Source organism: Staphylococcus sp. FSL W8-0271 (genome assembly GCF_038006605.1).
Taxonomy (GTDB): Bacteria; Bacillota; Bacilli; order Staphylococcales; family Staphylococcaceae; genus Staphylococcus; species Staphylococcus cohnii.
Window position 1 is genome coordinate 2220251 of record NZ_JBBOVM010000001.1, and the last position, 21194, is coordinate 2241444.

Genomic DNA, 21194 nt, shown 5'->3' on the forward strand with positions numbered 1-21194 from the left:
TTTATCTCCCTTTCTTATTAATTGATAAAATGGAAAGTAATTCTTCCGTAGTTTTAATCGTAAAATCTACTTCTTCTGGTAAAGGTGTTAGATCATTTTCATTATCTTCATTAAACCAAACACTAATCATACCCATGGCCCTTGCAGGTGCTACATCATTGAGTGGATCATCACCAACATATATTGTTTCTTCAGGTTTGGTACCTAATTGCGACAACATATCTTCAAAAATTTTAGGATGGGGCTTGCGGTAACCTACAGTTTCAGATGTAGATAAATAATTGATACTATCTTCGATACCTAAAGCGTGCAGACGAAATTGTTTGATTTTTGACTTACCATTTGCAATCACACCAGTCAAATAACCATTCTCTGTTAATTTTTCTAAAGTATACTGTGTATCATAATATGGAAATACATATCTGTAAAAATGCATTTCAAAATCACTAAACAAATCTTTCCAAGTTAGTCGATCTACATGAAAATCTTTAATGAGCGCCTTATATAATTCAGGTTTATCGTGATCTTCATCATCATCTAGTGCTATAAATTTACGTTTGAAGTCTTCCAATTGTATGCGTACAAAATAGTCATGAAACCTTTCAAACTGCTCTTCTATAAATTTTTCTCGAGATTTCTTTCTGTCTAATAATGTCCCTTCTAAATCAAATACAATCGCTTTCACCTGAGTTAAATCCATAATCATAACCTCTTCAATCTTAGGTTTACCTTTTACTTAACCTTAATTAATAAATATCATTATATCGTATAAACCATCTCGAGACGATAGTAATCCTTAAGTTTATTCTATGCTCCGTGGTTGAGTGATCATGATGTAAAATAGTACTGGTATGCCTAATAATGCTAAAATAATACTAGCAGGAATTTCAAATGGGCTTAACAATATACTTCCTAACCAATCCGACATTACCATCACTATACCACCTATAAACATATTTAGTACCATTTGTTGTCCAAGATTGAACTGCTGACCCTGACGTCGTACAAGCTGTGGAATAATCATGCCTATAAAACCAATGATGCCTACATATGCGACAATTACTGCAGTAATCAATGAAGCAATTAATAACACGCAATATGTTAATGATTGTACATTTAAACCTAAAGATGTTCCTTTCAAATGGCCTAGCTGTAATATCTTAATTTTTGGTATTAAACTACATAATACAATAATACCGATGAATAACGTAATACCTATATATATTACCTCGTTATACTCTGCAGATGAGAAACCGCCAAACATATAATTCACAATATTATTCATCTTCTGTTGATTAAAAATAATCAATACATAAAGAAATGCATTAAACAATGCACCTATCATAATACCGGATAAGATGAGTGTCCTTATCGGATAGCCTTTAGACATAGCAGTAGTAAGTGAGATCACTGTAATTAATGTGATAACACTAAAAATAACAGAAAAAACTGGTAACCATAAAAACGATAACCCTAATACTACAGCTATACCAGAACCAAAAGTTGCCCCACTTGCTAAACCTAATGTAAAGCTGTCGGCTAATGGGTTATTTAATAGCGTCTGAAACATATGACCTGCTAATGTTAAACCAATACCTGCTAATAATGCTTGAAGTGTTCTAGGCACTCTAACTTGAAATAATATAGATTGTGACAATGCTTCATTAATATTACCGATATTCCAAAGCATGCTTAGTAGCATACTGATAATGAGTAGGACGATACAAATAATAAGTGCTTTATTATATTTCATGTCTTTGCCACGCTTTCAATAAAATCGTTCAGTTATATTGAATGATAAAAATATTTATTGTTCGTTATTAAAATGGTATATATTTTTATGCTAAAAGTAAATATCACATGATAAGAAATTCATAAAGAAAACGTCAATTCTATATCATTTCTATAGCAATTGACGTTTATTTGTTAGCGAAAGCTATTTAGTTCCTAGGCTAATCTATCTTTGTGTTTTAGTAAATTACTATTCATAAATAGCTTCTTTCAATTTTTTCAATCCATCATCTATACGTGGACCTGGTCTTGATATTTCATCACCATTAACAGCTTTAACTTTATTGTGCTGTACCGCTTTAATTTGATTAAAACCACCACGTTTGTTAATCATTTTTTGATATTCAGATGATGAAATACCCATTGTTGATATCATCAAATCTGGATTTTGCTTAATAATATCTTCTTTACTCACCTTCTGCCAACCTTTTAAATTAGAAAAACTGTTTTCTGCTTTTAATTGTGTCAGCATATCATCAAAAAATGTTTCTTTACCTGCAGTGTATATTTCTGGTTCAGATGAAATTTCCATGAAAACTTTTTGCCCTTTTACATCATTAGGCACTGATTTTTTTACGTTTTCGATATTTTGTTTTGTTTCTTTAACGAGTTTTTTGGCTGCTTTTTCTTTATGCGTTACCTTACCAATTTGCATAAATGATTCATACATTTCATCAATAGATTGTGCATCTTTCACATAAACAACTTTCACACCACTATCTTTTAATCCTTTAAGTACTTTATCATTCGTCGCTTTTTGAGATTCATGTGCCAATATTAAATCTGGTTTGGCTTTCATCAATGATTCTTTATTAAGTTTCATCGCATCAAATTGTTTCTTATCTTTTACTTCTTTAGGATAATCATCTACAGTTGATACGCCTATCACATCGTCACCCAAACCGAGTTCATATAAAATTTCCGTATTACTAGGCATTAGAGAAATAATACGTTTATAAGTGTGACCCTCAGATTGCCCTTCATCATGCTTTTGGTCTGACTTCGTACCACAAGCAGTTAAGACTACTACAAAAACAAGTAACAAACATAATAATTTATTCCATTTCTTCATACCTTAATCTCCTAATAGTTATTTTATTCTATATTACCAAACTCTCATCTCAATCGTTAAGTCTATTTTATGAAATTTAATTTTCAAAATAAGGATCTAAAAATGTATACTTGTTTTCATTTTTTCCATTAAAGTAATTTTTCCCAAAATTATCTAACAACGCATGAAATTCATTAGCATCTGCATTAGTAAATGTTTCAGGAAGTTCAATATGTCGCTTCAATTTCTCATAACTTTCTGTGTTGGTATAGCCTAGTTTTTTAAAAATTCTTCTAGTATAACTATCTGGAATAAAGACAACTTCTTCAAAAATATAAACTAAACACACATCTGCCGTTTCACTACCAATACCTTTGATTTCTAATAAAGCATTACGCAATTGAAGTTGATAATATGATCTTACAGCTTGATAATCAAAATCAAAACGTTTCAACCAGGCAAGTATATTCAAAATCGTTTTAGTTTTATTTTTATAAAATCCGCTTGATTTTATAAGCATTTGCAAAGATTCCAAATTCAAATTTAGCATCTGCTCTGGATCAAATTCAGTCTTCACCTTTAATTGTTCAAGCGCATAAGCAGCATTTCTCCAATTGGTATTTTGTACTAAAATCGCTCCTAATATCACTTCGATTTTAGACTCAGCAGGCCACCAATGTTGTGATCCCATATGTGAAGATAATAATTTATAAAGCGACTGAATATCTAACATGTTAGCATTACCCTCCCAGTGATCACGATGAAGTAACCAATATCAAAAAAGAGCAAGTAAGGTTTGGTGATAGTACTGACGGAAATGCATCAAACTATGATTAACAAACCTAAACTTGCTCTTAAATAAAGGACTACTTTAATTACATAATAATTACATTGACTCTGGCGCTGTTACGCCAACAAGGTTTAATGCATTATGTAATGTAATTCTCACTGCATCAATTAATGCAATCAACGCTTTTGTTTTTTCTAAATCATCTGTTAAAACTTTTTCATCATTGTAAAACTTATGGAAATGTGCTGCCAAATCTTGAATATAGTTTGTAATTCTATGTGGTGCTCTGTGTGTTGCGGCACTTTCAATCGTTGGTTCAAATTCAGCAATTTTTTTCATAAGCTCAATCGCTTTATCGTTTGTGATAAACGAATAGTCTGCGTCAGTTGAAGGTTCAATGCCTTTTTCTTTAGCTTGTTTTAAAATTGAACAAATACGTGCATGTGCATATTGTGCATAATATACCGGATTATCTTGTGATTCTTGCTTTGCTAATTCCATATCAAAATCAAAATGCGTATCAGGACTGCGCATCGTTAAGAAATATCTCGCGGCATCCACGCCTACTTCATCCATAATTTCACGTAAAGTAATTGCATTTCCAGTACGTTTACTCATTTTCACTTCTTGACCGTCCTGCATTAAGCGGACCATTTGCATAATTTGAATTTCAAGACGCTCGCTATCAACACCAAATGTTTCCATTGATGCTTTCAAACGCTGTATATAGCCATGGTGATCTGCACCAAATAAGTTTATTAATATATCGTTACCACGTTCAATTTTATCAAAATGGTATGCAATATCTGGTAAAAAGTAAGTATAATTACCATCTTTTTTAATCAATACACGATCTTTGTCATCCGAGAAATCAGTTGTACGTAACCATGTTGCACCATCTTCTTCATAAGTGTAACCAAGTTCAGTCATTTTATTAAGTACTTGTTTGATTTCACCAGATTCATAAAGCGTTGTTTCGCTAAACCAATTATCATAATGTGTATTAAAATCAGCTAAGTCTTTTCTTAGTTTTTGCATTTCGTAATCGACGCCAAGTTGTCTGAATGTTTTAATACGTGCTTCTTCGTCTAAACCCTTTATTTCCGGTTGTTTCTCTGCCAAATCTTTACCAATATTGATGATATCTTTTCCGTGATAGCCACCTTCTGGCATTTCAAAAGAATAATCACCAAGCGCTTCAAAATAACGTGCTTCTATTGAACGAGCTAAATTGGTAATTTGATTACCAGCATCATTAATATAATATTCTCTTGTGACATTATAACCAGCCGCTTCTAATATATTGGCCAACGTATCGCCAACTGCAGCATTACGGGCATGACCTATATGTAAATCACCTGTAGGATTAGCCGATACATATTCTAATAAAATATTTTCACCATTTTTAACTTTTTTATGACCAAATTGATCACCATTATTGATTGCTTCAGTAATAATCGCAGTCAAATAAGCACTATCTAAATAAAAATTGATAAAACCAGGTCCTGCGATATCAACTTTTTCAACTTGTGCAGCCGTTGTATCCAAATTTTCAACAATTGCTGTTGCGATTTCGCGTGGATTACGTTTCGCTATTTTTGTTAAGACCATTGCTATGTTTGTTGAATAGTCACCATTTTTATTGTCTTTTGGTATTTCGATTTTAATTTCAGGTATTTCATTCACGTCGGCAAGTTGTGCTTGTTGAATACTTTTCTTAATTTCTTCAACCAACTTTTGTTTGACTTGTTCGATTATGTTCATTTACGGCATCTCCTTGTAAGTAATTTCATATTGATAAGATCCCATCTTCTCTTCATCTTGAATTAAATCATAATGCACTTTCAATTTTCCACCATTATCATTTACAAAATGTAAAATAGAATGTGTATAAACGATCAATGGTATGCGACCGCCACTAATTTCATACAAAGTAATCGTTTCCCCACCTTCTACAAAATGAAGGTTTAACTTAATATCACCATTGCGGATAATCTTTACTCCTGAACTTTCAATTTTAACTGTCACATTAACGATTGCTCCGTCTATCTCTTCTTGATAACGAATAAAATCGGCTTTACGTTTTTGCCAAGATCCTGTAGTAGACAATGAGAATTTTTCCTTGTTATCGAATTGTTTAACCACTTGTTTCGTTTGGATTTCAACATTGTTTTCCAATGTAAGTTTCACCCTAATCTTTAAAATAATACAAACCATTATAGCATACTTGAAATATGCAAAACAGTTGCTAAATTAATTTAAATTCATAATCTACATTTTCAAAGTTCGTTTACAACACCTTCACAATATTCAAAAATCACACATAAAAAAAGTAGAAAAAACAAAATCAAAATCTGATTTCGTATTTCTACTCTTTTCAAATGATACAAATATCTCAATTCACACGTTACATGCATTTAAATACCGATGTTCTTCGTTTAATATCGTTGAACTCTTAAAAACTAATGATATTAAACTGTCTCTAAAGCTTCATGCAATGAAGCATCAGAGTTATTCCACATATCTATATCATGCGATTTAAGAAACGCTGCTAATATTTTTTTATTTTGGTCACCTATTTGATCGATTTCAATATTATGTTTCATTGATTTGTCCATCATATTGACATGTTCAGGCATACTTTTGTAACCTCTACGAATACTTCTATTTACTAATAAATAGCATGCTGTTAGTCCGGCATAGTAGGGACCATTTTCACCACGTTCTGTTGTAACCCAACACAACCAATATTCTTTCGCCTCTTCACCTTCAACGGTCGCCTTATCTTTAATCCATTTGACACCTTTTTCAACACTAGAACGCGCATGCATACCTGCAATATCAATAAATGCCTCTTCGTTTGCAACATCGATAAACACTGGTGCTACGTTGTCTAAACTTATAGAACCAATATTGGTACCTTTGTGACCATCCAACGGATCATTTTTAATAATATTGAATTTAAATCCCTTATTTTCAGCCATCAGCTTCCACCTCCATTATTAAAACAAGTAGCGCTGCAATTGTTAAATTACAATCCTACATAAGTTGTCTATATTAAAATTTTGCCATATTTAACAAAGTGATAAAAGTCATCAATTTTTAAGTGCTTAATTTAATTCATCTAATATACTATTAATAGCATTTCTAACTTGGTCATCTTCTATATCAGAAATAAATTCTTTTGGATAATATAATTTATAATCTTGTCTGTTAATGCCAGTTATACTATGAATAACTAAGGATTGACTACTAATTTCTCTTATTTTACCATTACGTCTCAACAAATGAATCGGCTGTCTGTCTGATCCTGGACGGTCATAATCATAAGGTAAATCAGAAAAGGATTCACTTACAAAGTAATAATTCGGATCTATACCTGCCTGTATAAACAAATCTGTTAATTCTGTAATTGTAATAATAGAACCATCAAATGGCATATATTTAAACAAATCCCGATTAATAAATCTACGAGACAAATCACTTAATATAGCGTCATCTTCATTAATCCATGCTTTTAAGTAATAAACTACAACCGCTTCATCTAAATCTACATACTGTTCAATCGTCATAGATTCTTCAAAGAACGGTATAAAATCGGCAGGATATTTTTTAAAAGTGTACCCTTCATTATAAAGTTGCTTTGCTCGTTTCAAACAATTATTAAGCAACACTTCTCCACCTCGACTAACTGGATGGAAGTAAACTTGCCAATACATTTGGTAACGGCTCATAATGAAGTTCTCTACTGCATGCATACCACTTTCTTTAATAAGTACTTCATCTTTTGAAGGTCGCATCAATCTCAAAATACGTTCCATATCAAATTGCCCATACGTAACACCCGTAAAATATGCATCACGTTGCAAGTAATCCATTCTATCAGCATCTATTTGTGAAGAAATCATAGAGATGACCAATTTATTTTCATGTGTTTTATTAATAACATCAGCTACTTGCTGCGGAAAATCTTCAGAAACACGTCGTAATACACGATTTACTTCTGTCGGGCCAGTAATAATTTTTTGCGTAAATTGTTCATGATCTGTATTAAAAATCTTCTCGAAGCTATGTGAAAATGGTCCATGACCTAAGTCGTGTAATAATGCGGCACATAGTGCAAGTGGACGATCATCATTATTCCATGCTTCACGACCGTCAAACGAATCATCAATTAATCTTCGAACAATCTCATATACACCTAATGAATGTCCAAATCTACTGTGTTCAGCGGTATGAAATGATAAGTATAATGTACCCAATTGCTTTATACGACGTAAACGTTGAAATTCTTTCGTTTTAATCAAATCCCAAATCACTTGGTCTCTTACATGAATATATCTATGAATGGGGTCTTTAAATACTTTTTCTTCAGGTAACTTTTGTGTAGCATAAGTTGTAAAAGTCAATGTCGTCCTCCTATTCATACCTTGTTAATGTGCATCTATGATAAAGTTTTACGCATCAATGCTAAATCCATTTCTTCCCCATACATCACGTGCATATACGAGCGCACACGCTCAAACCCTTTTTGTTCATAAAAAGCTACCGCTTCATCATTCTTATTATCCACTTCTAAAAATACTTCATCATATTCATTTTGGAAATATGCCAAGCCTTCTTTCAGTAAATCAGAACCATATCCATGATGTTGCCACGAAGGTCTCACGTAATGGGCTGATAAGAATAATTCAGTGCCATATATAAAGTTAGCAAAACCAATGATCTGATCATCCTCTTCGATGACTAAAAATAATTGTTCTTCTAACCTTTTAAGTAAATGTTGTTCATTATATGAAGCAGCCAATAATTCATTTACAGTTTTAGCTGCATAGATATTTAAATAAGTATTATACCAAGCTTTTGTTGCTACATCTCTGATGCCTACAACATCTTCTGGAGCTGCTTTCCTAACTTTGTGCATGTTGGTTCCCCCTATTTATAGTAGGTAATAATACTCATATTATAACATAATTTTAGTGTTCAAAATACTTAATCTATTCATATGAAAATAGCTTGGACAATAGATAACATTGCCCAAACTATCTCTAAATATTACTTATTTAATGTATCTTGCCATTCTCGTGCGCGGTTTAATGCATACGAATCTTTATCAATATCTCCTGGTTTTTCAGCAGTTCCAATAATATAACCAGATAGCGTAGCACCTAAAAACTCTAAGCTATACTTGATTTGAGTGATACATGGCTTCGCTTTTACTTTTGGAAAATCTCCGCCGACAATAATGAGTCTAAAATCTTTTTCAGCCATTTTTGCCTTAAAATCCTTATAATTAGGATCCATTAAAGTTTCAGACCAATGATCAATGAATGCTTTCAAAGAGGCTGATATACTATACCAATACACGGGTGATGCAAAAACAATTGTATCACTGGCTAACACTTGATCTATCATTTTTTTATAATCATCTTCATAAGTATCAATCGTTGTCCCATCATGTCTCACATCTCTCACTGGATTCAATTGGTACTGAGTTAAATCAAACCATTTGTAGTCATGTCCTGATAAGGCCATTTTAGTCAATCGAGCAGTGTTTCCCTCCGGACGACTGCCCCCGAACAAAACTGTAATCATAATAATCTCCTTTTCATATATTAAAATATTCCATTAGAGATATCTTAATAATTTTACACAAAAGTTCATAAATATAACATGCGTTTACAATAGTATATTATAGCATTAAATGATTTGTAGGAAAATTTATATATTTCAACTAAAATTTAAAAACTTTATAAAATGGGCATAGGATAGAAACTTAATTTTCTTTTAAAAATTTCGTCATCTCAACCTGGAAATGATAACTAGAAAGAATAAAAGTACACAGTGATGCCTGAGCTAAAACTTATACATAAGTCCACTCACTTATTTATTATTTTCTAGGAAATAGTTGATTTATTTTTTCAATCTCTTCTTGAGTTAAATTAACCTCTAAAGTTGTTAAATTGTCCACGACTTGATGTGGTTGCTTTGCGCCTGGAATCACGACATCCAATGAAGGTTGAGTTAAATAGAATGCAAGCACAATATGTGCAACATCTACATTATGATTATCTGCAATACCTCTCAACTCATCAATTTTCTCTAAATTTTCTTTGAATTTTTCACCTTGGAATTCTGGATTCTTAGCACGAATATCATCAAATTTTGTATTTTCAGTGTATTTGCCAGCTAAAAGACCTGAAACTAAAGGGAAATATGGAATAAATGTAATTTGATTTTCTTTTGTATATTCAAACACATCTTCATTTTCGCGATTTAATAAATTGTATTCCATTTGCACAACATCAACATAGCCGTCTTTATTCGCTTCTTTAAGTTGATCTAATGTAAAATTAGAAACTCCTATCGCTTTAATCTTACCTTCATCTTTTAAATCTTTTAATGCAGCAACTGCTTGATCTTTAGGTGTAGTATCATCTGGAAAATGAATATAATACAAATCAATATAATCTACTTGAAGACGTTTTAAGCTTTTTTCTACTTGATCTTTAAGAAATGCTGGATCATTAGACATTTTCACATTACCATCTTCATCAAAATAATGCGCACCCTTTGTGGCAATTGCAAACTCGTCTCTAGCAAATTCTTTAACCGCTTCTCCTACTAATTCTTCCGAACGTTCTGGACCATAAATATAGGCTGTATCTAACAATGTAATACCATTTCTAACAGCAGTGCGAACCGTTTCTTTACCTTTTTCTTCGTCTAAATCATTATAAAAAATATGTCCACCAACAGCATTTGTACCTAAAGCAATCGGTGATACCGTTACATTTGATTTTCCTAATTGAACTTTTTCCGTCAAAACAATCCAACTCCTTATATATTAATTTTGATATATTTATAGAATCTCTGGCTCAAATTGTTTTTGTATCCCTTCATTACGAAAGATACTTTGACAATGCCATCAACAAACGAATGAACTGCTGAATACTATATAATATATATTTACCCTTTTTCACTCAGTTTAATAATATGTTATACATATCGTATTTATACACATAACAAAAATTACTTAACTTCATTAGTAATTATCGTTATTTTAATATGTTATCTAGTCTCTCTAAAAAATGTATTGCCATGTAATTCAATTATTTCAACTATTGCTAGCATAATTCGTTCGGAACACATATGATTTAACACGTAATGTTGAGACATAACAATATTAAGTTGCTGAATAACTTTTCTACCACTACTCAAAATTTAGCATGTTTTTGATGAGACCTTGAAGTAAAATGCTTAAAAATTACGTTTCAAAAATTTAGACATAATGGGACGTAGGACAGAATTCTAATTTTATTAAAATTATTTCGTCATCCACCTTTGCAAAGATGACTTGATTTGAAAAACATAAAATGATTTACCTAAGTTCAATCATCTACCTACAATATAAATGCACTGGGACAAATCAATTACAGAGATATACACATAAAAAAGTAGGATGCAATGCGTGATACACCTACTATCGAATCATTTATATTAAATTGTTATAGTATTTTTAAAGTGTCCATTTAATTAATGTAGACGCATATGACAAGCCGCCACCAAACCCAACTAATAGCATGAGGTCACCTTTTTTAAGTTGATGCGCTTGGACAGCTAAGTCAATCGATAATGGAATCGTAGCCGATGACGTATTACCATAATATTTAAGACTCATTAGCGCTTTATCTTTAGAGAGGTTAGCCTTTTCACATATTGATTCTATCATTCTGGCATTAGCACTATGTGGTGCAAACCAATCTATGTCCTCTTTTTTATAATTCGTGTTACGTAACGTATTGTCAATAATATTCGGAACATTGCCGACAGCCCATTTATATACGCCACGACCATTTTGAACAATATAACCAGGATTTTGTAAATCTTCGCCAAACATAGTATGAGAAAGTTCTGAACAATATAAATGATGTCCTTTGTCACCGTCCGAGCCAGAACTACTAGATATAAAGCTTGTTTCATCTTCACTGTATTCTACTAAAAATACGCCTGCTCCATCACCAAACAAAATACATGTATTACGGTCTGTGTAATCTGTAATTCGTGATAGTGTTTCCGCGCCAATAACTAGCACTTTTTTATTTTGACCAGATGTAATCAGACCATTAGCTATGTTCAAACCATAGGCAAAACCTGCACAAGCTGCATTAATATCAATGGCCCCTGCATTTTTCAATTCAAGTTTCGCTTGCACATAAGATGCGACACTTGGGGTTTTATAATCTGGAGTCAATGTAGCATTGATAATCATATCAACATCATTTAATTCCACTTGATATTTCTCTTGCAAATCCAGCACTGCTTTATAACTGATATCACTCGTATATTCATCTTCAGCTACAATTCTTCTTTCAACAATCCCAGTTCTTTGTTGGATCCATTCATCAGAAGTATCAACAATCTTCTCGAAATCATGGTTATCCATTCTTTTTTCCGGTACATAAGTACCTTGCGTAGTAATTTGGGCAAATAAATTCATGCCATAACTCTTTTTATCAATCTGTAACTTTAAAATTTCATAATCTTATATTATACGTTTCTTACTAATGAATGATAGATTTAAAATTTCATGATTTCTCTTCACACTAAAAATTAATTAAATAAATTATTAAACTGGGACAGTGCTAAATTATTATAACTTTCAATATCAAATTCTTTATATACAGGATTACTATTATTCAAAAATTCTTCTATACCTTCAGCTAACGATTTTGCGTCATCATATTTTAACATACCATATTCATCATCACCTAAAATTTCTCTAGTAACTTCTAAATCAGTTGAAAGTACATTTTTTTTGAGTGCCAAGGCTTCTAGTAGAACTAACCCTTGACCTTCATAATGTGACGACAATACAAATAAGTTAGCCCTGTTAATTAAGCTAAAGGGGTTAGTTTGATGACCTAATAAATATACTCTTTCAGTAAGTCCATAATTATGAATTAGTGTTTCTAAATTAGTTCTTTCTTTTCCCTCACCTAAAATGTATAACATAGTCTCTGGATACTCATTTGAGAGTATATAAAAAGCCTCTATCAAATTATCGAACCCTTTTTCTGGAGATAATCTCCCACTTGCAAATATATTAAATTTATTAGTGTCAAAATTGATTATTTCTATTCCTGAAGGAGAATTTCCTATAATTAACAACTTATTTTCAGTTTCAGTTTTTATAATATTTTTATCATTGTCTTTGTCTATGTTTATCTTTTTGAAATCCAACATATTATTCACTGTCACAAATTTCGAATCAACTTTAAGTTTCTTTAATTTTTGTTTGTTAATCTTATGAATATTTTCTGAAACATTTATTAATTTATCAAATTTTGGATACAAAGTCATTAATCCTTTGAGATTAATTATATGGGGTCTTCTGTTTCCTACAACTTTAACTAAATCCTCTACCATATCACTGTGTAAATAAACGAATTTCTTCTTCGAAGGGGTAGCTAATAGTAAATTTGACCAAAACATGGAATACCCACTAAAATCCATAACATAATCAAACTTACTGTTTCCAAATAATCTCCTGAATTCTCTTTGATATGCTTTTTGAGGGAATATTTTTTCTTCCCTTTTAGATATCATCCCTCTATCTCTTACATAGTTATTTCTGTAATTTTCTATGAATGTAGCGAAAAAGCCCCCGTTTCTTAAAATGATTTTCACATTCTTATTTACATTGTATAGGTTATCAAGTGTTATTTTATTAGTCCTTCTTTGCAAGAAAATAGTAACTTCAAACCGATTATAATTTATATTTTCTAAAAGATTTAATAAAGAACTTGTGATACCATTATTTACTAATCCACCCGCATAAATTAATAGTTTTTCTTTATTTATTTGTTCACCATTTTTTATTTGTTTATCAAATATACGAGTTACAATCCTTTTCGTTACATTGCCATCATCAAATGGAACGTAAGTTTTTTTGTATTTTTCATATAATTCATTATATTTTTCATTATTATATAGTCGATCATTAATAGTTTTTATCAAATCTTCAATATTTGTAGTTGTTGGACCAGGTAATGAATCAACATCCATATACAAACCACGTTCTTTGGTATATTTTTCATAGTCTGAAGTATAAAAAATAATAGGTTTATTTGTTACGAGGAAATCGAAAAATATACTTGAATAATCAGTAACCAATAAGTCAGCTATACTCAGTATTTCATTTGGGTCTAATGTATCAGGTATTAAATATTTTTCAAATCTGCCATCTTCTATTATATTTTGATATAAAAATGGATGTACCTTTAATAAAATATTATATTCAGTACTTTCATCAAGTTTTTCTACGCTATTGAACAATTCATCAATATTGTCAGCTGGATCCATAAAGTCACCACGATAAGTTGGTGCAAACAACAAATTTTTAGGTCTACTAAACTTAATTTTTTTATTTTCAGCTAAAATTTCATTTTTCATTTCAACTTTGGATTTATTTAACGTTAGATCTGTTCTAGGGTATCCATCTTCTAATATCTCCCCTTCATATATACCATCTAATTGGAATGCTCTTTTAAAAATACTAGTTGTATGTTTATTTTGAGTTAATAAGTACTCAGTATGTAAAAAATTACGTGTTAAATTTTGGACTGCAACTAAACTATTTTCCAAATCTAAACCTAAGTATTTTAAAGGGGTTCCGTGCCATGTATTTATATATATTTGTTCTGGTTTTGAACAAAAATATATAGAAAATGATGAATTGTTTATTAAATACTTACATTGCGCTAACTCTTTTAGATATTCTTGGCCATGTATAACTACAAAATCTACTTGTTTTAAGTGCTTATATTTCTTTTTATAATATTTTCTAACTTCATTACTTTCACAAGCCCAAACATGAATATAATCTTTATATTTAGGATTAGATAAAATGTATTTAAAAATTGCATATGGAGAATCTGACATACTTTTTCCATCTCTTGATTGATATAAAATTCTGTTATTTTTTACACTTAATTGTTCGTAATATTTAGCATAATCCATAATAATACTAATATTATTCATACCATAATAAGATGTAATAGGTTTCATTAAAAAGTCCATTTTTCTATTCGCATGTACAACTAATTTCCCTTTAACAGATAAATCTTCATAATTATTTGTCATCCTAATTTTCCTCCCAAAAATCATTACTTTTAAATTACTAAGTTTAAAAATAATTATCTAAATTATGCTTTAAGAAAAGAAAAAAATTTAAGCACTTCAATACCAAAGCACGTACTCCCATACATTTTTTTTATTTAAATTAATAACATTTTAACACTAGCATAATTTTAATTATTACAATATTAACCCGAACTTAATAATTAATACTAAATACTATATCACAATAGTTAATTTTCAGTTTTACTTTTCTTCTTAGCTAATTTTTCTTTCAGTTTGCGATCTTGTTCTTCTTTACGTCGTTTACGTTCCTCATTGCGTTTTCTAAGGCGCTCTTCCTCTTCAGGATCTCTAGGTTTTTGCAACTGTTTTTCAATTTTTTCCATAAGCTCATCTTCAGTTAAGGCTGCTAATGGGCGATTATTAACAAATGCAAAAGTTTTACGTCGACCAGGACCACAATACGATTGACAACCTATTTCTATTTCTGCATAAGGATCTAATTTTGTCAGTTTTTTCTGTAAAGATTTACAATTAACGCCCTGACAATCATCGCAGATTAAAAATTTATTTTGCAAAATCAATCCCCTCATCTTTCCAAACGTGAATGATTCACTCATTTTACTGATAAATTATGTGAAATATGCGCTCAATTTCCTATCAAAGCCACATCAATATATTTATAACGATAAATTACAACTCTAATTATTTTACTCTATTTTTAATTTTTTTCAAGTTATGCCCCATAAGAACTAAAAGTTGTGTATGAAAACATAGCATTACACGTTCATGATACTACTTTTTTCTATATACTTTTCTGTCTGATTTTTATAATTCAATCAAAAATCGGCTGGACAAATCAATTGTCACAGCCGTGTCGCTTCTCAATGTATTATTACGATAGTATAACTTATATATGAGTTTCAACTCAACTAAAGCATTATCCCTGCTCATCCTTGCTAGGATTAGACAACGCAACATTTAAAAATTGTTTTTCCTAAGCTTATTGACCATGATAGATACTAAACTCTAACGGTTTCACTTCATTTTCTAGCCATTCTTTATAAATTGATTGTTTATCAACTTCATTATTAATGATTGTGATACCACAGTCACCGCCACCAGCGCCTGATGTTTTAGCAGCACCACCATATTTTTCAGCTACAGAGCATAACACTTTCAAATGTGCAGTTTCAATATCAATCGTAGCCTCATTATCCATGGATTGAATAATTTCACGATTCATCCGGATCATTTGCTGTACACCTTTGATATGATTCGTTTTAAAGGCATGAATTAATTTTTCTACGCAAGCATGTGAACGTTCTAAAAATTTCCCGTAAAATGTAGGGTCAGATTTCAAACGTTTCACTTCACTCACTAAGTGATGTGAAGACGCAGGCGATCCTGTCCAACCAATTAAGACTTCCATATTTTCTGGTGGTTGTAGTGGCTCAATATGTAAACCTGGCCAGTTTTTATTTAGTACTTCGTTGACAGAGGTATCTTCAATTTGTTGTGAAACCCACTCATGATCAAATGTACTATAAGCAAGCCACCCTGTGTATACACTAACTGCGATATCTCCACAAGAACTCAAACTTTGCAATTTCATATTTGCAATCACTGCAAGTTTATAAATATAAAGATTTGATAAATGCATCTCATAAAATTCATTTAAAGCTTTTACTACAGATACAAGTACTGCTGCACTTGAACCTAAACCGTATTTATGACCATTTGCGTCATCTAGATTACTATCTATCGTTAAATTAAAATGTTTTAGGTCAATGTGATTACTACTCACAAATTGCTCAAAAACTTCTATAGCTGTGATGACGTATTTTAATTGCTTTGCTGCATATAAATCAGATAAGACTATCTTATCTTCTTCTCTTTGAAATGTAACTGGCTCATGATGTAACGTTTTTGAGTGGATTGTACCTTCTGAAGCATTAGAGTCTTCAATTGAAGCCGTTACAAATCTATTAACAGCTATTAACACAGATTTATACCCAGGTTCAGTAACAGCATATTCACCTGCAATATAGAGCTTACCTGGCGCTTTTACTTGAATCATGTTATCTCTTCCTTACTCAATAATTTCAACACCTGTACGTGTAATGTCACTTGCAATAATTTGATCATCATTAAATGATTTTTTCAGTGCATCAATGACTGCCTGTTGATTTTTCTTTTCTACTAAAATTTTAACGTTGGGTCCTGCATCCATTGTGAAATAACAAGGGTAACCAGCTTCGCGACATTGATGTACAATATCCATAGCTAAATAACTATCTTCTACCATATATGTAAAAGGAGGCTGTGAACCTAAATTTGTTGCATGCATCCTCAAGCCATTCTCTTCAATAACTTCTCCTAAGTACTTAAAATCTTTGTCTTTAATCGCATGCTTAACTGACGCTATGTCTTCATCTACATGATCTAACCAGTATTGGTAAAAACGAGATGTATCACGCGTATGTGACATACCAGTACGACTAGAAACTTTTTTTGTTTGATTATTGATCACGACAAATATCATTGACAAATCATCTTCCCAGTGATCTGCATCAATCGGGAAACTATATGATGATGCATCATCATGACCTTTTTCCCATTCTACAAAACCGCCATAGATACTTCTAGAAGCTGATCCTGATCCTCTTCGAGCAAGTCTAGATAATGCTTTACCCGTTAATCCAAGTTTTAAAGCTTCATTACATGCTGCTGCTAATGCGGCATAAGCACTTGCTGATGAGGCTAAACCTGCAGCTGTTGGTACGAAATTATCACTTTCGATATGCGCATACATAGATGTTTTACCCAGTTCTCTAACAATATCCATAAAACGACGAATTTTAGTTGCTTCAGCATCATCTACTGTTTGTCCATTTAAAATCAATAAATCTTTAGTATATTGTTCAGAAAAAGTTACTTTAGTCTCTGTATAAAACCGATCTAATGTTACCGACAAGCTATTATTCATTGGAATAATATAGGCTTCATCAGCTTTCCCCCAATATTTAATCAGTGCAATATTTGTATGTGCACGTGCTTTGCCACTACTAACCACCTTACTAACCTCCTAAATATTCAATCCATGTATGATGTGCACCTAACGATTGTGCACTTTCCACAATTTTTTCAGCCGTTTCTAAAGTAGAAGCTAGAACAATCATACTTCCGCCTCTACCTCCTCCAGTTAATTTACCAGCTATAGCACCTTGCTCTTTACTAACCTCTAACAATTGCTCAATTTTTTCATGACTAACAGTGAGTGTTCTTAAATTCTCTTGACACAAATTAAATACCGTAGCAAGTTGTTCAAAGTTATGGTGTTCGATAGAATCTCGCGCCTCATGTACCAATTTGCCGATATGTTCGACAAAGCTAAGGTATCCACTATCTGCTTTACATAAATTATGTACGTCTTCTACTGCTTGTTTTGTTGAACCACGAATACCAGTGTCTATCACAACCATATACCCATTTAAATCTAAAGGCTTTAATGTAGTAACCTTTCCTTTTTGAAACCAAACTGGCTTGTTAGATACTATGGTTTGTGTATCTATCCCACTGGGTTTGCCATGCGCAATACGTTCTGCCCAATTCGCTTCTTCTATCAAAACCGCATCTGTTAAGGGTTTATTTATATAATCGAAACTCGCACGTACAAATGCGACTGCCATTGCAGCACTTGATCCTAGGCCTCTTGATGGTGGTAAGTTCGTATCTATAGAAACTTTGATGGGTGTTACAATATCATATTTATCAATAAACCTCGTTATTACTGATTTTAAGTGTTCAGGTGCGTAAACCAATTCACCGTCATACACTTCACTTTTAATATAGGAAGACTCTGATGCATTTAAAGACTCAATTAATGCACTCACTCTCCCTGTCGTAAATGGAATCGCAATTGCAGGCTCTCCAAATGTCACCGCGTGCTCACCTATTAAAATCACCTTGCCATTCGCTTCCCCATAACCTTGTTGTGCCATATTTTCAATCACCTTTAGTATTTTCTTTAAATTTAAATAATATATGCTTTGCACCGCGATTTTTATTAATCTCAATTTCATTCCTAGTTATCTTAACATTTCCCGGGAAATTTTGTGTTTAATAGCATTTCGCTATAGTATTCATGCTTTTCATTTTTAATCAAGCAACCATTACGTGCATTTTTACACAACTCAATCGATTTTCACACAAATCAAAGTATATTATCTCACAAATTTCATATATTGACATACGTCTCGAGACATAGTTTTTAATTTGTATCAAAATTGAACGAAATGAGCAAAAAGTTAATACCTGCTACTAATTATAAACAATACTTATTTATTATAAAACGCGATGACCTATTATTCAAAAACTTCACTTTATTTTATTAATTTATTTTTGATTTTTAACGTATACTTTCACTATATTACTTATTTAATTACTATAATTCAACAAATTATAGTAATCTTTCCATTATGCAATTATAAATAAAAAGACTAAAAACGAATACATTATATTGTATCGTTTCTAGTCTTTGTCTCATTCGTCCATTTTTCGATTAACTTTAGCATTGCGTTCAATCATCTTGTCAAAATAACCTTCATATCGTTGCCACTCATCATCCGTAATGTCTTCCATCGTCAAATTGGCGCCTAAATCTTTTAACGCATATAGTAACTGGAACATCACATCTTGAACTGTTAATGTTCTGCCTAATAATTGCGATAAAGATGCCATGCATTGAGGGTCAATATCAGGGTATTCAAATTTAGTACGCTCGCCTTGTAATGCTCGTTCATAAAATGCTTTCATCAATGCAGCGCGTTCACTGCCATCGCCTTCTACGCATAGATACACTTGGACAGCTATGCCACCTCGAACACGTCTTTGCGAAATACCCGCAAATTTCTTCCCATTAATACTTAAATCAAATTTCCCTGGACAATATGATTGTTCAATCTCATAGGTCTCAATTTCAACATCATCATCTTCAAACATTTTCGACACTAATAAGTATATGACTGAAAATGCTTCATCAATCGTAATATCATGCTTGCCTTTAAAAATAAGTGAAATATTGAGTACACCTTGGTCTAATACAACACCTAGACCACCTGAGTTTCTCACAATCGCATTATACCCTCGTTCTTCAGTTAAATAGCGAATACCATCTTGCAAGTGCGGTAATCTTGAATCATGGATACCTAAAATTATTGTATGTTGATGTATCCAAGTACGTACCACACTGCTTGATAAATTTTTGCCTACACTTTCTGACAAAGTATCGTCAAATGCAAATGACTGCATCGGTGCTAAACCAGAAGAATGATCTACATAACGCCAAGTGGCACTATTAAAGTACTTACTTGCTAAATCCATTATTGTAATGTTTGTGCAGCAGTGATGATTGATAAATTATACACGTCTTCTATTGAACAACCACGAGATAAATCATTTACTGGTGAATTAAGACCTTGTAATACCGGGCCTATCGCATCATAACCACCAAGGCGTTGTGCGATTTTATATCCAATATTACCAGCTTCTAAACTTGGGAAAATAAATACATTTGCATCGCCTTGAATTTGTGCATCCGGTGCCTTTTTCTTAGCAACTTCAGGTACAATTGCTGCATCAAATTGGAATTCTCCATCAATAACCACATCTTTAAGTTGATCAGTTTCAACCTTTTCTTGTGCTAACGCTACCGCATTGGAAACTTTTTCAACATCATCCGATTTTGCAGAACCTTTTGTTGAAAAACTTAACATTGCTACACGTGGAGACATGCCAAAACTTTGAGCAGATTTTGCACTTTCTACCGCAATTTCCGCTAAATCTTGTGCTTCTAATGTAGGATTAATCGCACAATCACCAAAGATATATTGTTCTTCACCTTTGATCATAAAGAATATACCTGATGTTTTAGTTACACCTGGTTTTGTTTTTATAATTTGTAGGGCTGGACGAACGGTATCACCTGTAGAGTGCGCAGCACCACTTACTAAACCTTCAGCTTTACCAGTATATACTAGCATCGTACCAAAGTAATTTACGTCTTTTAACATTTCTTGAGCTTGGGCTTCAGTTGCTTTCCCTTTACGACGTTCAACAAAAGCTGTCACTAACTCTTGTTTCAAATCACTCGTTTCAGGATCGATAATTTCTAAGTTTGAAATATCTAAACCTTTGTCTTTAGCTAACGCATTAACATTTGCTTCATTACCTAATAAAACTGGTGTTACATAATCTGTACTTTGTAATTGTGTTGCCGCAGTTAATACGCGTTCATCTTCTCCTTCAGGTAAAACAATTTTCACATTTTTTCCTGACAATTTCTCTTGTAATACATCTAATAAAGACATATGGGCCTCCTCAAATTTTTAATACTATTATTTTTTCCATTACTATTAT

General features: G+C 32.1%; 19 protein-coding genes. All 19 read right to left on the reverse strand.

Annotation, left to right across the window (positions count from 1 at the left end; translation table 11 throughout):
* Window position 1: 1 nt before the first annotated feature.
* The gene (locus NST87_RS10940; protein ID WP_046207296.1) at window positions 2-700 is read right to left on the reverse strand and encodes an HAD family hydrolase; all 699 of its coding nucleotides are present in this window, start codon (window positions 698-700) and stop codon (window positions 2-4) included.
* 102 nt (window positions 701-802) lie between these two features.
* A complete protein-coding gene (locus NST87_RS10945; protein WP_070038959.1) occupies window positions 803-1753 on the reverse strand; it encodes a FecCD family ABC transporter permease in 951 nt (316 codons plus the stop codon).
* Between the two features lie 228 nt (window positions 1754-1981).
* The gene (locus tag NST87_RS10950) at window positions 1982-2863 is read right to left on the reverse strand and encodes an ABC transporter substrate-binding protein (RefSeq protein WP_046207294.1); all 882 of its coding nucleotides are present in this window, start codon (window positions 2861-2863) and stop codon (window positions 1982-1984) included.
* 76 nt (window positions 2864-2939) lie between these two features.
* Window positions 2940-3575, reverse strand: coding sequence for an endonuclease III domain-containing protein (locus NST87_RS10955; protein WP_340721701.1), 636 nt, complete (start codon window positions 3573-3575; stop codon window positions 2940-2942).
* A gap of 153 nt (window positions 3576-3728) precedes the next feature.
* A complete protein-coding gene (gene argS / locus NST87_RS10960; RefSeq protein ID WP_340721702.1) occupies window positions 3729-5396 on the reverse strand; it encodes an arginine--tRNA ligase in 1668 nt (555 codons plus the stop codon).
* A complete protein-coding gene (locus NST87_RS10965) occupies window positions 5397-5810 on the reverse strand; it encodes a DUF1934 domain-containing protein (RefSeq protein ID WP_340721703.1) in 414 nt (137 codons plus the stop codon).
* A gap of 293 nt (window positions 5811-6103) precedes the next feature.
* Window positions 6104-6616: a YwhD family protein gene (locus tag NST87_RS10970; protein ID WP_046207290.1), complete on the reverse strand. Its 513-nt coding sequence runs from the start codon at window positions 6614-6616 to the stop codon at window positions 6104-6106.
* A 126-nt stretch (window positions 6617-6742) separates the two neighbouring features.
* Window positions 6743-8059 carry an HD domain-containing protein gene (locus NST87_RS10975; protein WP_174894800.1) on the reverse strand — a complete coding sequence of 439 codons (1317 nt, stop codon included), beginning with the start codon at window positions 8057-8059 and terminating at the stop codon, window positions 6743-6745.
* Between the two features lie 17 nt (window positions 8060-8076).
* Entirely contained in the window at window positions 8077-8556 is a 480-nt protein-coding gene (locus NST87_RS10980) for a GNAT family N-acetyltransferase (protein ID WP_064209583.1), read from the reverse strand.
* 131 nt (window positions 8557-8687) lie between these two features.
* A complete protein-coding gene (locus tag NST87_RS10985; RefSeq protein WP_070038947.1) occupies window positions 8688-9227 on the reverse strand; it encodes a flavodoxin family protein in 540 nt (179 codons plus the stop codon).
* Between the two features lie 295 nt (window positions 9228-9522).
* Window positions 9523-10458 carry an aldo/keto reductase gene (locus NST87_RS10990; protein WP_340721704.1) on the reverse strand — a complete coding sequence of 312 codons (936 nt, stop codon included), beginning with the start codon at window positions 10456-10458 and terminating at the stop codon, window positions 9523-9525.
* 693 nt (window positions 10459-11151) lie between these two features.
* Window positions 11152-12132 carry a ketoacyl-ACP synthase III gene (locus NST87_RS10995; RefSeq protein WP_340721705.1) on the reverse strand — a complete coding sequence of 327 codons (981 nt, stop codon included), beginning with the start codon at window positions 12130-12132 and terminating at the stop codon, window positions 11152-11154.
* A 113-nt stretch (window positions 12133-12245) separates the two neighbouring features.
* Complete coding sequence (locus NST87_RS11000; protein WP_340721706.1) at window positions 12246-14777, reverse strand: glycosyltransferase; 2532 nt, start codon at window positions 14775-14777, stop codon at window positions 12246-12248.
* Window positions 14778-15004: 227 nt separating this feature from the next.
* Complete coding sequence (locus NST87_RS11005; RefSeq protein ID WP_340721707.1) at window positions 15005-15352, reverse strand: DUF1450 domain-containing protein; 348 nt, start codon at window positions 15350-15352, stop codon at window positions 15005-15007.
* Between the two features lie 425 nt (window positions 15353-15777).
* Window positions 15778-16854 (reverse strand): phosphomevalonate kinase, encoded by a 1077-nt coding sequence (locus NST87_RS11010; protein WP_046207280.1) that lies wholly within the window; start codon window positions 16852-16854, stop codon window positions 15778-15780.
* A gap of 12 nt (window positions 16855-16866) precedes the next feature.
* Window positions 16867-17850, reverse strand: coding sequence for a diphosphomevalonate decarboxylase (gene mvaD / locus NST87_RS11015; RefSeq protein WP_340721708.1), 984 nt, complete (start codon window positions 17848-17850; stop codon window positions 16867-16869).
* Window positions 17851-17854: 4 nt separating this feature from the next.
* On the reverse strand, window positions 17855-18778 hold the full coding sequence (mvk, locus tag NST87_RS11020) for a mevalonate kinase (protein ID WP_070038939.1): 924 nt from the start codon (window positions 18776-18778) through the stop codon (window positions 17855-17857).
* A 541-nt stretch (window positions 18779-19319) separates the two neighbouring features.
* Window positions 19320-20159: a lipoate--protein ligase family protein gene (locus NST87_RS11025; RefSeq protein ID WP_340721709.1), complete on the reverse strand. Its 840-nt coding sequence runs from the start codon at window positions 20157-20159 to the stop codon at window positions 19320-19322.
* Window positions 20159-21145 (reverse strand): phosphate acetyltransferase, encoded by a 987-nt coding sequence (gene pta, locus NST87_RS11030; RefSeq protein ID WP_340721710.1) that lies wholly within the window; start codon window positions 21143-21145, stop codon window positions 20159-20161. Before pta ends, NST87_RS11025 begins: the two co-directional genes overlap by 1 nt.
* Window positions 21146-21194: the final 49 nt, after the last annotated feature.

Excerpts from the sequence above, each read along its gene's own strand:
- NST87_RS10940 (WP_046207296.1), bottom strand. The coding sequence starts at position 700 with ATGGATTTAACTCAGGTGAAAGCGATTGTATTTGATTTAGAAGGGACA.
- NST87_RS10945 (WP_070038959.1), bottom strand. The coding sequence starts at position 1,753 with ATGAAATATAATAAAGCACTTATTATTTGTATCGTCCTACTCATTATC.
- NST87_RS10950 (WP_046207294.1), bottom strand. The coding sequence starts at position 2,863 with ATGAAGAAATGGAATAAATTATTATGTTTGTTACTTGTTTTTGTAGTA.
- NST87_RS10955 (WP_340721701.1), bottom strand. The coding sequence starts at position 3,575 with ATGTTAGATATTCAGTCGCTTTATAAATTATTATCTTCACATATGGGA.
- argS (WP_340721702.1), bottom strand. The coding sequence starts at position 5,396 with ATGAACATAATCGAACAAGTCAAACAAAAGTTGGTTGAAGAAATTAAG.
- NST87_RS10970 (WP_046207290.1), bottom strand. The coding sequence starts at position 6,616 with ATGGCTGAAAATAAGGGATTTAAATTCAATATTATTAAAAATGATCCG.
- NST87_RS10975 (WP_174894800.1), bottom strand. The coding sequence starts at position 8,059 with ATGAATAGGAGGACGACATTGACTTTTACAACTTATGCTACACAAAAG.
- NST87_RS10980 (WP_064209583.1), bottom strand. The coding sequence starts at position 8,556 with ATGCACAAAGTTAGGAAAGCAGCTCCAGAAGATGTTGTAGGCATCAGA.
- NST87_RS10985 (WP_070038947.1), bottom strand. The coding sequence starts at position 9,227 with ATGATTACAGTTTTGTTCGGGGGCAGTCGTCCGGAGGGAAACACTGCT.
- NST87_RS10995 (WP_340721705.1), bottom strand. The coding sequence starts at position 12,132 with ATGAATTTATTTGCCCAAATTACTACGCAAGGTACTTATGTACCGGAA.
- NST87_RS11000 (WP_340721706.1), bottom strand. The coding sequence starts at position 14,777 with ATGACAAATAATTATGAAGATTTATCTGTTAAAGGGAAATTAGTTGTA.
- NST87_RS11010 (WP_046207280.1), bottom strand. The coding sequence starts at position 16,854 with ATGATTCAAGTAAAAGCGCCAGGTAAGCTCTATATTGCAGGTGAATAT.
- mvk (WP_070038939.1), bottom strand. The coding sequence starts at position 18,778 with ATGGCACAACAAGGTTATGGGGAAGCGAATGGCAAGGTGATTTTAATA.
- NST87_RS11025 (WP_340721709.1), bottom strand. The coding sequence starts at position 20,159 with ATGGATTTAGCAAGTAAGTACTTTAATAGTGCCACTTGGCGTTATGTA.
- pta (WP_340721710.1), bottom strand. The coding sequence starts at position 21,145 with ATGTCTTTATTAGATGTATTACAAGAGAAATTGTCAGGAAAAAATGTG.